Origin of the sequence: Ruegeria sp. HKCCA4008 (assembly GCF_013033125.1) — a bacterium.
Taxonomy (GTDB): Bacteria; Pseudomonadota; Alphaproteobacteria; order Rhodobacterales; family Rhodobacteraceae; genus Ruegeria.
Genome location: NZ_WQDM01000005.1, coordinates 145,839 through 158,717 on the forward strand (window position 1 = coordinate 145,839; position 12,879 = coordinate 158,717).

Genomic DNA, 12,879 nt, shown 5'->3' on the forward strand with positions numbered 1-12,879 from the left:
TTTTGCGTCCTTTACTGCTCTCGCCTCAATTACTGGATCTTGCGTAGCGTGAATTGCCCGTCGCCAAGCTGCTCCAGTGTGTATTCTTGTTGTTCTTGTGGGGTATTATTAACAGGATTTTCCATTTTTGCGAGTGCTAAGCGCAGATTGTCCCGGATTGCGTCACTTTCGCCATTGTCCAGCGCATAGGCCCGCTGAAACACTTGCGCGGCCTCGGGGTATTCCTGTTTTTCCATTAGCAGGACACCGAGATTGTTCCAGGCCACCGGCCAGTCCGTGTCGTCTTCGACGGCTCTGCGCAGCAGTTTTTCGGCCTGTCCCAAGCGGCGTAGCCCCACATTTGCGGTACCCAGAGAGGTTAGGACCTGGGGCGTCATACCCTGTTCAAGCGCGGCCCGGGTAAAGGTTTCAAGCGCCAGTTCGTATTCTCCGGCGGCCATCAATCTGTTTCCGACCTCGATGTTGTCCTCTGCCTGACCCTTGGCGTCAATTCCCGGTGCATCCAATCCGTTGGATGACAGGCCTTCTGTGCAAGAAGCCACCATGGCAAAAACCATGGTGGCCCGGAGCATTCGGCGAAACCCGGAAGGGAAGCACCTGAATTCAGCTTTCATATGGTTCTATCCGACCTAGCGTCCAAAACTCGAAATAACATTCGCCGACGGGCCAACCAGAATAATCAGCAGCGGCGGGACCGTCAGCATCATTGTGACAAGAGTCATCTTGGTCGGCAACTTGTTCGCGGCCTCCTCGGCGCGCATCACGCGTTTGTCGCGCATCTCGCCGGCGTAAACCCGCAACGCCTCGGCAATCGATGTACCAAATGTCGCCGATTGGATCATAACGGTGACAAAAGAGTTCACATCCTGCACACCACATCGCACGCCGAAATCACGCAGGACGGTGTCCTTGTCCTTACCAGCCTTCATTTCGTGCGCGACAGTTTCGAATTCCTGCGCGATATCCGGATAAGACGCACTCATTTCGCTGGCAACGCGAACGATGGCCTGATCAAGCGATTGGCCGGCCTCGACACAGACCAGCATCAAATCGAGCGTATCAGGAAAGCCAGCGGTAATTGCTTCCTTCCGTTCTTCAACCCTGCGCGTGATCCAGTATTTTGGAGCGAAATAGCCAATCGCACCGGGGACAAGCACTCGGATCATCATCTGTGTTCCGGTAAATTCCTGGCCGCCGGAAAAGACCGTGACCAGCAGAACACCAATGAAAATACCAAGGATACCCAAGGAAAACTGCGCAAAGTGGAAGAACCGAACCGAATCCTTCGACCTGTAGCCCGCTTGGCGCAGCTTCAGCTCGACGGCCGAGTATTCTTCTTCGTTTTTGGGCTCAAGGAATGTAGCAAACTTCTCAAGCTGCTCGTTTCGGCTTGAGTTTCGAAGCTGCTCTTTCTTCCCTTTTTTCTGCTTGGGAGGAGCCGCATTCGATCTTTGCAGTTTCTTCAGCGGGTCTTCCGGCTGCTTCATCATCAGTGTGACAGCGACCAGAACCATAAGCAGGCCAAGTACGCCGACAATGATAAGAGGGCCGAATTCGCCCAGGTGCTGGGTTAACAGGTCATTGATGCTGGTCAGGATTTCCATTGTGCTGCCCTCAGACCTTGATGTTGGTGATGATTTTCATGACGATCAGGTTCAATGTCAGCAGGATGGCGACAACAAAACACGCGGGAATAAACCATGGGTGATCCAGCACCTCGTCGTAATAGCCCGGATCTTTGACCAAGATGAAAATCAGACAGGCAACGGGAAACCCGGACAGGAACTTGCCGGACCATTGTGCCTCGGCCGTAATCGCCTTGACGCGACGGAACAGGCGAAAACGAGCGCGGATCACCTTTGCCAGTCCGGCCAGAATTTCGGCAAGGTTGCCGCCGGATTGCTGCTGAATACCCACGGCTACGGCAAGAAAGCGCATATCCTGCATGTCCAAACGTTCAGCCATGTCCTTCAGCGCCTCGCCCACATCGCGACCATAGGCACATTCATCAGCGATAACGCCAAATTCGGTTCCCAGCGGATCCTGAACTTCGTTTGCAACCACCTGAATCGTCGACACAAATGGATTGCCAACACGCAGAGATCGAACCATCAGCTCAACCGCATCGGGCAGTTGTTCTTCGATCATACCCATGCGTTTCTTGGCCTTGTGGTTGACCCAGGCGTAAACGCCGCCGATGCCGATCGCGATGGAAACAACGATACGAAGTGCCGTGTCCGTAGCGGTGCCAATGCTCAAACCGACAAAGGCCATGGCTGATACCAGACCCATGATCATAATCAATTGACGTGGAGAGAACGCGATTGCAGCCTTTTGCGCCTTGTCAGCAAGAAGTGAGTACAGAGGAATGCTCTGCGATTTCATATGCTGCTGCATCTCTTTGCGCAGCTGCTCCAGCACCTGTTCGCGTCCGGCACCCTTTTCCAGCATATCCAGGCGTCGGTTGACCCGGCTGTTCAGGCTGATGGACTTGCCGAAGGCGACAAGATAGATGCCCTCGACCAAGGCAAGAACCCCCACAAAGATGGCGACATAAATGATCGCCTCCATAGGCAATTGCATACCTGGTTCTCCTACATTGTGGTTGGGTCGTAGATGGATGCTGGCAAGTCAAAGCCCCACAGACGGAACCGTTCCGAATAGTGGCTGCGGACGCCAGTGGCGGTGAAATGCCCGATGATCTTGTTGTCTGGTGTCAGGCCAACGCGTTGAAAACGAAAGATTTCCTGCATGGAAATCACGTCCCCTTCCATCCCGGTGATTTCGGTGATCGAGGTCATCCGGCGTGAACCGTCCTGTAGGCGGCTGGCCTGCACGATCAGGTTCACAGCCGAGGCGATCTGACTACGGACCGCCTTGATCGGCATTTCGATCCCGGCCATCGCGATCATGTTTTCCAGACGTGAAATGCCGTCACGGGCCGAGTTGGCGTGAATCGTGGTCATCGATCCGTCGTGACCGGTGTTCATGGCCTGCAACATGTCGATGACCTCGGCGCCGCGTGTCTCACCCACGATGATGCGGTCAGGACGCATACGCAGGGCGTTTTTCAGACAGTCGCGCGGGCTGACTTCACCTTTGCCTTCCACGTTGGGCGGGCGGCTTTCCATCCGACCCACATGCGTCTGTTGCAGTTGAAGTTCAGCCGTGTCCTCGATGGTCAGGATCCGTTCGGCATCGTCGATGAAGCTGGACAAGGCGTTGAGCGTGGTTGTTTTACCCGAACCCGTACCCCCGGAAACGATGATATTCAGTCGGGTGGACACGGCGGCCTGCAAATACGCGGCCATTTCTTCGGTGAACGCACCGAAATTGACCAGATCATCAATGCCCAGCTTGTCTTTCTTGAACTTACGAATGGAAACAAGCGATCCGTCCACCGCGATCGGAGGCACCATGGCATTGAAACGCGATCCATCGGCCAGACGGGCGTCAACATACGGGTTGGATTCATCGACGCGCCGGCCCACGGCGGACACGATCTTGTCGATGATCCGCATCAGGTGCTTTTCATCCTTGAAGGTAATGTCGCTGAGTTCCAGCTTGCCGGCACGTTCCACAAAAATCTGTTGTGGACCATTCACCAGAATATCGTTGACCGAATCGTCCTGAAGCAGCGCCTCAAGCGGGCCAAGGCCCGTCACCTCGTCATACAGTTCCTTGTTCAGTTGGGACCGGTCTTCGCGGTTCAGAACAATGTTTCTTGTTTCCAGAACTTCGCTGGCGATAGCACTGATTTCAGCGCGCAACTCGGCTTCGCCGGCGTTTTCCAGCGCGGCCAGGTTCAGGTTTTCCAGCAGTTCACGGTGCAGTTCGATCTTGATCTCACCCAACCGCTCCTTGCGTTTGCGGTCTTTGTCTGAGCTTGCGACCTCACCTGCAATCTTTTTCACGGGTTTGCGAGCCACCGCGGTCGCAACAGGTGTCGCCTGTGCAGAAGACGCCGCTGTTTCAGCCGGTTGTGCCGGCGTTTTGACGGGCTGCGCTGCAGGTTGCTTTTTGTATCTTGAAAACACGGCTTATCCCCCCTTTGGGATGATGTTACGCAGCTTCTTCGGCACTGCTGCCGAGGCTGTGAAGCGACTTCGCCAGCTTTGCGATTTCCCGGCGCAACGGGTTCTTGGCGGCCGCATTTGCCAGAGGCAGACCATGATCCCCACTTTGCATGACCGGTTTGCCACCATCAGGCAGCAGCAGGTCGATAGAGATTCCAAGACTTTCCCCCATGCGTTTCACGCGGCTTTTCCCGTTCAGATCGGTAAATTTCGGCGCTCGGTTCAACGCAAAACGCAGCTTGTTGAATGGCAGTTCCTCAGCCTGCAATGCACGTTTCAGGCGCAGGGCATTCTGGGCGGACCGCATGTCCAACTCGATCAGGGCGAAATACACATGGGCGGCCTGCAAAACTGTTTCCGACCACAGGACCAGCGTTTTTGGCATGTCGACAATGACATAGTCGAAATGCGCGCGCGCCATGTCGATCACGCGCTGAATGTCTTCCGGAGTGATCAAGTCCAGTGGCACCATGTCGGAGGGTGCGGTTAAAACCTGAAGCTTTTCTTCATATGTTTGAAGGGCTTGCGAGAATACTTCGCTGTCCATCGCATCGGTATCCGACAGCATTTCAAACACGGTCTCTCGTCGCGGCAGATCCAGATAGGTGGAAACAGTCCCGTATTGCAGGTCCAGATCGATCAGACACACGGTCGGCGCGTCCTTGTCAGAGGCACATGCCAGTTCCCAGGCCAGGTTCACGGCCAGTGTCGTTGCACCGACACCACCTGCCAGGCCCTGAACGACAAACAAAGCGCCTTCTTTGGACGCGCCGCCGGCCAAAGGAACGGCGGCTGCTTGCGCAACGGCAACCGGGTCGGGCTGCTTCATACGCTCAATGGCTTCCTGCAATTCGCCTTCGGGAAGAGGATAGGGCACGAACTCGTCAGCACCCTTGCGCAGCAGTTGGTGCAGGGATGCCGGGGTAACATCCTCGGCGATCAGAACAACTTTTACTTTCTTTTCATTGGCTTGAGTGATTATCTCACCTAGCAGAGAAAGGTTGTCTTCGTCTTCTCCGTCGATCGCCAGTGCTACGAATTCCAGCGTTTCAGCCTCGGGTTGGCTGAAAAAGGCCAACGCTTCTGCAAATCCCAGATCTCCCCAGCGTTCGCCCAAGATGGCTTCCATGTCTTCGATCAGAAGGTCGAAATTCTGAACATCCCGACTGATGGTGCAGGCCAAGATTGCAGTATTGTCGTCTTGCGGCGTCGCGCTGGTCATAAACACTATCCTCGTCGTGAGGGCTCAGCATGTCATATGAACGAAATCCGCCAGATTGATGTGCTGTCGCCCCAATACGGTCAAATTTGGCCGCAGGTCACCCTATTGTTCACAATGTTGCTTTGAAGTTGGGCGAGAATTGGGCGCAAAAGAACCAATTGTAGGGAAATGGGCGACGATGCCGCCCATTTCAAACGTATTATCCACCGCTGCCAGCGTCCTGGGCGTTCACTTCCTGAATCTGGCTTACAGCGGTCGCACTTTCCACATATTCGCGGTAAATGATCTGAGCGTACTTGCCGTCCAGAAGCTGTGGGTTGCGATCAACGAATCCTGAAACTTCAGTGACCGTTCTGCGATTCCTGCGATCCCGGCTTTGCGTTGCGATCAGCGGTTGCGTTTTGCCGAACGATACCACCGCTTCAAGCCGTGAGCGTGAGATACCCTGCTGCCCCAAAAACGCGACAACTGCTTGAGCGCGGCGAAGGCCAAGGCTTTTGTTGTAGCTGGCAGACCCCACAGCATCCGTATGTCCGTAAACGCGGAACCGGGCCTCGGGGAACTGCTTGATCCAGTCAGCCTGTTGCAAGAGAATGCGCTGAGCCGAAGCATCCAGTTGCGAGCTGTTGAACGCAAAGTTCACCTGGCTGGGTACATCCGCGGCAAACCGGCGGCTGAGAATCTGCGCGTAGGTCAATTCGCCGCTTTGTACCTGGACGTTGTTGAGCGTCGCGTTTCCGAAAGTGCCTGTATCGATCTCGTACCCGGCCTCGCGGGTGCATGCGGCGACAGCGACCGAAAGACCCAGTGTGATGATCCACTTATGCATTGGTCCTATCCTCCTGATCAATCTAGGACGTAGCCGTAGGAGCTGCCGAAGTTTTGCTTGGCAACTTCTGACGCTCCGCCGGCGCCCGTGCGCTGTGTGCGCGCCACCTGGCCGTTCAAGAACAAGTCAAATTCGCTGGGCGGTTTGACCCGATCGGTTGGAAGCGCAAGAGTTTCGCCCCGAGTCGGTGAAACCAGATGCGCGGTGATGATAACGACGAGTTCACTTTGCTCGCGCTGGTAGTTGGCGCTGCGGAACAACGCACCCAGAACCGGCACATCCCCCAACCATGGGATCTGGTTGCTCAGATCCGCGAAATCGTCCTGGATCAGGCCTGCAATGGCAAAGCTTTCACCATCGCGAAGTTCAATCGTTGTTTTTGCCCGGCGGGTGATGAAGCTAGGAACCGAATCCCCGTTGATGGTAAAATCCGAGCTGTTGTCGATACTTGAAACAGCCGTGCCCATCTCAAGGTTGATCAGATCGCCATCCACGACGCGTGGGATGAAGTCCATTTCAACGCCGAAGGCTTTGTATTCGATGGCCACAACGCCGTCATCCTGCGGTACCGGGATGGGAACTTCGCCACCGGCTAGGAACGATGCCTCCTGGCCGGACAGCGCGGACAGATTCGGCTCGGCCAGGCTGCGGGCCAGCCCCTTGGTTTCCAGCGCTTCCAGCAACAGGCGAACCTGCGTCGAACCCGCGCCAAACCCAAACAGGATGGCACCGGTATTGGCCTGAACTGCCGGAATGTTGTTCGCCAAAGCGTTGTTCAGTGCGAACTGGTTGTTGAGCGTGTTAAAGCCTCCGGTAACGTCGCTTCCACCGAAGCCAAGCGACGCTGTCAGGCTTTTGGCGACCGAGCGGTTCATCTCTGCAAAGCGGACCTTCAGCATGACCTGCTGCACACCACCGACCGACATCAGGTTCGAGACGCGCTCGGGGGCATACCGTTCAGCCAGTTCCAGCGCGCGCGCCAGTTTGGCCGAGCTGGAGATCGTACCGGACAAAACAATGCCATCATTGGCTGTGCGAACCTCGATGGGTTCGTTGGGCAGGATTTGACGCAGACGTTCCTTGAATTCTGTAACATCCGGTGCGACCCGGACGCGGACATTGGCCAAAAGATTGCCCGCGCCGTCAAACAGTGTCAGCGTGGTCAGGCCAGGCGCCTTGCCTAGAACATAGATCGTGCGCTCCGACAACGACGAGATGTCTGCAATGCCGGCATTGGCAATGCTGAGCTCTGCGAAAGGTTGTTCGCTTTCTACGACGATTGCGCGGTTCATCGGGACGTCCAGTGTTTCCACAGTCCCTTTTTTCACCACGCGCAAAGTTTCAGCCCAGGCGGTGTCGCCAATGGGGCCCATAACAAGCGACAACCCCAGCAGGGTTGCGCTGATCCAGGTACGTATTGTCATGTGACCTGCCTCTCCGATCACGCCTCGTTTTTTTGGGTCTTATGCCCTATGGGAGGAGAGACTGCGCGAAATCCGAATTTATTGCAATAATCAATGGTTTCCGTAAGTTTCCTTATGTGGGGAATTGGCAACATCCGCAAAAAAATGAGCCGCGCCAAGGGCGCGGCTCTGAACTTGTAACGTTCTGAATTGGCGTCAATTTGTGCAGGGGATAGGCACATTTACAATTTCGCCACCGCGGCGAATACGTGTCGTGCATACCCTTTCGGCTTTTGCTTCTGGTTCCGGCGCGGCTTCTTGAATTCCCAACAGCTTGCGCTGATCCACTTCAATCGTAGAGGCAACGGACTCATCCTGCACCCCAACCAGAGCCAGGGAAAGTCGCCCGGTGTTCTGAGCCTGTGCCAAAGCCGCGACCTGTTCAGGTGTGGCTGCGACCGTGACTGTACGTGCAATGGTTGTGTTGGTGACGTCTGAACCAGCGGTCTGATCGACGGCAATGAGCTGCACGTTGGTTTCGATCAGGCGGGTAATTCCGCCGCTGTTCCCTTCGATGGTTCCACTGGAACCGGTCCAATAGATGTCGACACTGTCGCCGGGCCGCAGGAATCCGGAAACGCCAGAAGCTACGTCAACGCTGATCGCAAAGGCACGCATACCTTTTTCCAGACGTGACGTCAGGCCGGCCTTTTCGCCTGGACGAGTGATCTTGACCTCCATGATCGCTTCGTCTTTTTCCATTGCCCTCAAAACGAAACGTTCATTTGCGCCGCTTTCGGGGAACAGGGCTGTGAGCTCTGTGAATGTACCTTCCGGAATCGCGTTTTCCGGCCAGTCAACTGCGCGGATATCTTCCTCCGTCAACCGCTCGCCGTATTTAAGGGCGCGGTTCGACACCAATACAGTGACTGTCGGAACAACATCGACTTTGGCATTGGCCAGAGCCTCTTCCGCAGCAAGCCTTTGGCGTGCCAGTTCACTTTGGTAAGCCGCGATATAGTTTCGCGCCATGTATACGGCGCCCCCGGCCAGTGCAACGCCGACAATCAGGACAAGTCCGAAAACTGCTCGCATGCGTGTACCTCATTCTTTTGTTTGGTCGAATACTTAGCGGCCAAGGAACCACATTGAAACAGCCTATTTGCTAACCGCAAATTGTGTCGAAATGTGGGACAAAAATGCCTGATTGTCAGATTTCTGCGCCTTCTTCCGCACAATTCCGCATGGTTATTGTTACCTTTCCCATGATTGCCAGCGGACTGAGCGTAACAAAACAACGCTGCACCCAACGGGCGCAGCGCTTTGCTTCGAAACGGTTAAGCAAGACGTTTTTGGAAACCAGCCAGAGCGCGCACCAGCTGCAACTTAGCCGCCGCCGCCGGCAGTTCCCGCCGTGATAATACCAGACGGTGCAGTATTCGAGCCGGTGCTGACGACGGCGCTGTTCATGGCCCCGTTGATATTGCCGCCCATGCTGTCGACGCTTGAGCTTATTACAAGGTAGGTCGCGCCCGACAATCCTATGACCACTGCGGTCAACACCACCCAGTCAACTGTCACCGCTCCTGCTTCGTCAGATTTGAACTGATTAAGGAACCTTAACATGTGCTTATCTCCAAATACGTCGCGTCAGTGCTAACAACAGGTTGGCCTGAAACTGGTTCGCATGGATGGCGAAAGTTGGGCTAAATATTGATTTCGTAGGGAAATTCTGAGCTCCTACCAGGTTTCGCGCGTTAGTCGAATTGATTGGAGCAGAAGAAACGCGGCAATTACAGCAAAACGCCATGATCGTCGCGATTGCCTTCACAACTTGCGCGCGGGCAGGCTCCAGCGAACTTGGGATGGAGCAGTTTCAGATCACAAAAAAGGCCGCGCCCGATGAGCGCGGCCTTGGAAATTCTCTAGATCAGCAACTTAGTTGCTTTTACCTTCGCCGGTGATGCCACCTGTCGCGGTGTTGCTGCCGGTGCTCAGCGATGCGGCGTTCAGCGCTTCGTTTACGCCGGTTGCCAGGCCAGTGGCGCCAGCCGAGATCTGCTGATAAGCAACGGCGGCCAGGCCGATGACTGCTGCGGTCAGAACAACCCAGTCAACTGTTACTGCGCCGTCTTCGTCTTTGCGGAAGTTCTTGATGAACTTGATCATGTTACGTCCCTCCTAAAGGATCAAAAAGAGTTTAACAAACCTAGGCGTCTTTCAGAGCTTTCTCTCTCAGTCCGCTCATGTCCGTCTCGGTATGGGACTATGTTTGACCGTTGGGCGTGGCAGGAATTGGGCCAAACACAGATTTTTTTTCGCACGGCTTAACTTTTTGGTTATATTTTTTATAACATCATGAAAATAAAAGATAAAAAAATCACAACGATTGAGGCAAAGGCTCTATAGCGATGCAAAATTGCGCCAAATGAGGCGAAACTGCCCCATTTCGCTTTGTTTTTCTGGCCTTGCGGGAAGATTCGGGGTTCAAATCGCCTAAAAAGAAAACATGAGGCAGGCAAATGAACCTCCGGAACGCACTTCAATGCGCCGGTGTGCTGGCGTTTCTGATATCGGGCACCGCATCTGTGAATGCGACCGAGACAGAGCCGCGCGGCGTATACAAGCGCGTCAAAGCCCCAAAACCCGGTGAACGTCCGCGTGTGACCGTGCAGATTACTCCGGAAGAACACGCAGCTAACCCTTCAGCGCCCAGCACGGGCACTGAACTGGTAGTCCCGGAAATTATCGCGCGTACCAAAGTCGCCCCGCTGCCAGCGCCGGGTGCGGAAGTCAAACGAGATCCCAAAGGATCGTACAAGGCTTTCTGGAGCCGGATTTCACCGCACATTGATGAACGCGGGGCCGGGCGGCTTGACGCGGCTATCAACGCCCTGGCCGCAACCAACGTGAGATCACCGCGACTGCAATCGCTGCAAGATATCGCAAAGGAACGCGGGATCGATATCCTCCGTTCCACTGTGGGAACTAATGTTTCACCTGCGCTGGTGCTTGCGGTCATCTCGGTGGAATCGGCCGGACGTGCAGACGCGGTCAGTTCCGCAGGCGCACAGGGGCTTATGCAATTGATGCCCGCGACAGCGGCTAGATTCGGAGTAAAGGACAGCCTTAAGCCCTCTGAGAACATTGCGGGCGGTGTGAAATACCTCAACTGGCTGATGGAAGAGTTCGGGAATGATCCAATACTTGTATTGGCTGGATACAACGCGGGAGAGGGGGCCGTGCGCAAACACAGCGGCGTGCCACCCTATGCTGAAACTCGGGACTACGTGCCAAAAGTCCTCGCCGCGTTTCAGATCGCGCGGGCTTTGTGCGCAACGCCGCCAGACCTGATTTCCGATGGCTGTGTTTTTCAGACGTCCAACTAATAAGGCCCGCCGTGATACGGCGGGCCTATCCATTTGATCAGGAAACGATTGTCGCTTCCGTTGCGGCGCGCAGCTCGTCTTCGCTGACACCTTCCGCCAGTTCGACGATTTTCAGACCGCCTTCAACCACATCCAGCACACCAAGATTGGTGATAATGCGATCCACGACGCCCTTTCCGGTCAGTGGCAGGGTGCATTCCTTCAGGACCTTGCTGTCGCCATGCTTGTTGGTGTGATCCATCACGACAATCACTCGGCCCACGCCTGCAACCAGGTCCATCGCGCCGCCCATGCCCTTCACCAGCTTGCCGGGGATCATCCAGTTTGCCAGATCGCCCTTCTCATCCACTTCCATGGCACCCAGAATCGCCGCAGCGATCTTGCCACCGCGGATCATGGCGAAGGATGTGGCACTGTCGAAATAGGCCGTGCGGGACAGTTCGGTGATCGTCTGCTTGCCTGCATTGATAAGGTCCGGGTCTTCTTCGCCCTCAAAGGGGAAAGGGCCCATGCCCAGCATGCCGTTTTCCGATTGCAGAGTGATGTCCTTGTCACCCACATAGTTTGCCACCAGCGTCGGGATCCCGATGCCCAGGTTCACATACATGCCGTCTTCCAGTTCCTCTGCCGCGCGTGCGGCCATCTGATTGCGGTCCCAGGGCATTATGCTTCCTCCTTCTTGCGGGTGGTGCGCTGTTCGATGCGCTTTTCGTGTTCGCCCTGAATGATGCGATGCACATAGATACCGGGCAGGTGGATGCAGTCGGGGTCCAGCGAACCACGCGGAACGATCTCTTCCACTTCGGCAACGCAGATCTTGCCACAGGTCGCAGCAGGAACGTTGAAATTACGGGCGGTCTTGCGGAAAACCAGATTGCCTGTGTCGTCAGCCTTCCAGGCTTTGACGATGGCCAGATCGGCGAAAATGCCTTCTTCCAGAATGTAGGTCTCGCCGTTGAAGTCCTTGTGCTCTTTCCCTTCGGCGATCACGGTGCCGACGCCGGTCTTGGTGTAGAAGCCCGGGATGCCCGCGCCACCGGCGCGCATCCGTTCGGCCAATGTTCCTTGGGGGTTGAATTCCAGCTCCAGCTCACCACTCAGATACTGGCGCATGAACTCGGCGTTTTCACCGACATACGAACTGATCATCTTTTTGACCTGCTTGGTCTGCAACAGGATGCCGATTCCGAAATCGTCCACACCGGCATTGTTCGACGCAAAGCTCAGGTCTTTGACGCCCGAGTCCCTGATGGCCTCAAGCAACAGTTCCGGAATTCCGCAGAGGCCAAACCCGCCTGCGGCAATCAGCATGCCATCCGACAGCACCCCATCGAGCGCCTCGGTGGCATTGGCATAGACTTTCTTCATGGAAAACTCCCCCAATGACATGGTGATGGGCTGGTTGTGCCGCCGTGTCACGGGGAAGTCAATGAAACCAAGGGGGAGGTGGTATTTCTACCAGTGAAATGAGCTGTTGCAATGAACCGGGCGGTTCAGCATAAGCGCCGTACCTTTATAGGAGATTGAAAACATGGAACGAATTTGGGTCGGAACGGTCGCAGGTGTTGCGCTTTTGGTTATGTCAGCCTGTGAGCCTGAGCAGGCGACCGTACTTCCGCTCGACGATAACAAGATCAAAGTTATAGGAACCGGTTATTCTGAGAAGTCTTCACTTGAATCCGCAATTTCAACCGCCAACGCACGGTGCGCACAGCAGGGCAAAGAGGCCTTCGTTCTGGCCAGCGATACCGGCTATCAGGGGGTGGACAAGAATGCAGCCCTGATCATCGATGTCCTGACGGCTGCTGCCCAGAACTCAGGCAGCGCACCCGGCTACTATCCTAGCTCAAGCAGCTCGGAAGACTGGCAGACGACGCTCGAAGTGCGGTGCGGCCCTCAGCCCAGGTAATTCGCTGACAGCCCCCTGTAATGCCGAAACGGCGATTGCGGGGGGCTTGTT

General features: G+C 55.4%; 14 protein-coding genes. 2 read left to right on the plus strand and 12 right to left on the minus strand.

All coding sequences use genetic code 11. The features are described 5' to 3' along the window. Positions 1 to 29: 29 nt before the first annotated feature. From GOW60_RS12885 to GOW60_RS12930, 10 genes are all read right to left on the minus strand, one after another. Positions 30 to 614 carry a tetratricopeptide repeat protein gene (locus GOW60_RS12885; RefSeq protein WP_371813361.1) on the minus strand — a complete coding sequence of 195 codons (585 nt, stop codon included), beginning with the start codon at positions 612 to 614 and terminating at the stop codon, positions 30 to 32. A gap of 15 nt (positions 615 to 629) precedes the next feature. Beyond that, entirely contained in the window at positions 630 to 1,604 is a 975-nt protein-coding gene (locus tag GOW60_RS12890) for a type II secretion system F family protein (RefSeq protein ID WP_152457243.1), read from the minus strand. Between the two features lie 10 nt (positions 1,605 to 1,614). Then, the gene (locus tag GOW60_RS12895) at positions 1,615 to 2,583 is read right to left on the minus strand and encodes a type II secretion system F family protein (protein WP_152457244.1); all 969 of its coding nucleotides are present in this window, start codon (positions 2,581 to 2,583) and stop codon (positions 1,615 to 1,617) included. An 11-nt stretch (positions 2,584 to 2,594) separates the two neighbouring features. Then, positions 2,595 to 4,037: a CpaF family protein gene (locus GOW60_RS12900; protein WP_171229594.1), complete on the minus strand. Its 1,443-nt coding sequence runs from the start codon at positions 4,035 to 4,037 to the stop codon at positions 2,595 to 2,597. 25 nt (positions 4,038 to 4,062) lie between these two features. After that, positions 4,063 to 5,298, minus strand: a complete 1,236-nt coding sequence (locus GOW60_RS12905; RefSeq protein ID WP_152457246.1) for an AAA family ATPase — start codon at positions 5,296 to 5,298, stop codon at positions 4,063 to 4,065. Between the two features lie 199 nt (positions 5,299 to 5,497). Further along, on the minus strand, positions 5,498 to 6,127 hold the full coding sequence (locus GOW60_RS12910; protein ID WP_171229595.1) for an OmpA family protein: 630 nt from the start codon (positions 6,125 to 6,127) through the stop codon (positions 5,498 to 5,500). A gap of 17 nt (positions 6,128 to 6,144) precedes the next feature. Then, a complete protein-coding gene (locus GOW60_RS12915; RefSeq protein WP_152457248.1) occupies positions 6,145 to 7,551 on the minus strand; it encodes a type II and III secretion system protein family protein in 1,407 nt (468 codons plus the stop codon). Between the two features lie 195 nt (positions 7,552 to 7,746). Beyond that, positions 7,747 to 8,625 (minus strand): Flp pilus assembly protein CpaB, encoded by an 879-nt coding sequence (gene cpaB, locus GOW60_RS12920; protein WP_152457249.1) that lies wholly within the window; start codon positions 8,623 to 8,625, stop codon positions 7,747 to 7,749. Positions 8,626 to 8,916: 291 nt separating this feature from the next. Next, positions 8,917 to 9,156 (minus strand): hypothetical protein, encoded by a 240-nt coding sequence (locus GOW60_RS12925; RefSeq protein WP_152457250.1) that lies wholly within the window; start codon positions 9,154 to 9,156, stop codon positions 8,917 to 8,919. 312 nt (positions 9,157 to 9,468) lie between these two features. After that, entirely contained in the window at positions 9,469 to 9,699 is a 231-nt protein-coding gene (locus GOW60_RS12930; RefSeq protein WP_117869713.1) for a Flp family type IVb pilin, read from the minus strand. Positions 9,700 to 10,052: 353 nt separating this feature from the next. On the opposite strand from GOW60_RS12930, the gene GOW60_RS12935 reads away from it, so the two are divergent. Then, on the plus strand, positions 10,053 to 10,919 hold the full coding sequence (locus GOW60_RS12935; RefSeq protein ID WP_171117518.1) for a lytic transglycosylase domain-containing protein: 867 nt from the start codon (positions 10,053 to 10,055) through the stop codon (positions 10,917 to 10,919). Positions 10,920 to 10,956: 37 nt separating this feature from the next. On the opposite strand, the gene GOW60_RS12940 is transcribed toward GOW60_RS12935, so the two are convergent. Together GOW60_RS12940 and GOW60_RS12945 are read right to left on the minus strand one after the other, a co-directional pair. Continuing rightward, positions 10,957 to 11,583, minus strand: a complete 627-nt coding sequence (locus GOW60_RS12940) for a CoA transferase subunit B (protein WP_152457252.1) — start codon at positions 11,581 to 11,583, stop codon at positions 10,957 to 10,959. Next, positions 11,583 to 12,287 (minus strand): CoA transferase subunit A, encoded by a 705-nt coding sequence (locus GOW60_RS12945; protein WP_152457253.1) that lies wholly within the window; start codon positions 12,285 to 12,287, stop codon positions 11,583 to 11,585. Before GOW60_RS12945 ends, GOW60_RS12940 begins: the two co-directional genes overlap by 1 nt. Before the next feature lie 163 nt (positions 12,288 to 12,450). Here GOW60_RS12945 and GOW60_RS12950 point away from each other — a divergent pair, with 163 nt between their 5' ends. Continuing rightward, positions 12,451 to 12,828 carry a hypothetical protein gene (locus GOW60_RS12950; RefSeq protein ID WP_171229596.1) on the plus strand — a complete coding sequence of 126 codons (378 nt, stop codon included), beginning with the start codon at positions 12,451 to 12,453 and terminating at the stop codon, positions 12,826 to 12,828. Positions 12,829 to 12,879: the final 51 nt, after the last annotated feature.

Excerpts from the sequence above, each read along its gene's own strand:
- GOW60_RS12930 (WP_117869713.1), bottom strand. The coding sequence starts at position 9,699 with ATGATCAAGTTCATCAAGAACTTCCGCAAAGACGAAGACGGCGCAGTA.
- GOW60_RS12950 (WP_171229596.1), top strand. The coding sequence starts at position 12,451 with ATGGAACGAATTTGGGTCGGAACGGTCGCAGGTGTTGCGCTTTTGGTT.
- GOW60_RS12940 (WP_152457252.1), bottom strand. The coding sequence starts at position 11,583 with ATGCCCTGGGACCGCAATCAGATGGCCGCACGCGCGGCAGAGGAACTG.
- GOW60_RS12945 (WP_152457253.1), bottom strand. The coding sequence starts at position 12,287 with ATGAAGAAAGTCTATGCCAATGCCACCGAGGCGCTCGATGGGGTGCTG.
- GOW60_RS12885 (WP_371813361.1), bottom strand. The coding sequence starts at position 614 with ATGAAAGCTGAATTCAGGTGCTTCCCTTCCGGGTTTCGCCGAATGCTC.
- GOW60_RS12935 (WP_171117518.1), top strand. The coding sequence starts at position 10,053 with ATGAACCTCCGGAACGCACTTCAATGCGCCGGTGTGCTGGCGTTTCTG.
- GOW60_RS12910 (WP_171229595.1), bottom strand. The coding sequence starts at position 6,127 with ATGCATAAGTGGATCATCACACTGGGTCTTTCGGTCGCTGTCGCCGCA.
- GOW60_RS12905 (WP_152457246.1), bottom strand. The coding sequence starts at position 5,298 with ATGACCAGCGCGACGCCGCAAGACGACAATACTGCAATCTTGGCCTGC.
- GOW60_RS12915 (WP_152457248.1), bottom strand. The coding sequence starts at position 7,551 with ATGACAATACGTACCTGGATCAGCGCAACCCTGCTGGGGTTGTCGCTT.
- cpaB (WP_152457249.1), bottom strand. The coding sequence starts at position 8,625 with ATGCGAGCAGTTTTCGGACTTGTCCTGATTGTCGGCGTTGCACTGGCC.
- GOW60_RS12925 (WP_152457250.1), bottom strand. The coding sequence starts at position 9,156 with ATGTTAAGGTTCCTTAATCAGTTCAAATCTGACGAAGCAGGAGCGGTG.
- GOW60_RS12895 (WP_152457244.1), bottom strand. The coding sequence starts at position 2,583 with ATGCAATTGCCTATGGAGGCGATCATTTATGTCGCCATCTTTGTGGGG.
- GOW60_RS12890 (WP_152457243.1), bottom strand. The coding sequence starts at position 1,604 with ATGGAAATCCTGACCAGCATCAATGACCTGTTAACCCAGCACCTGGGC.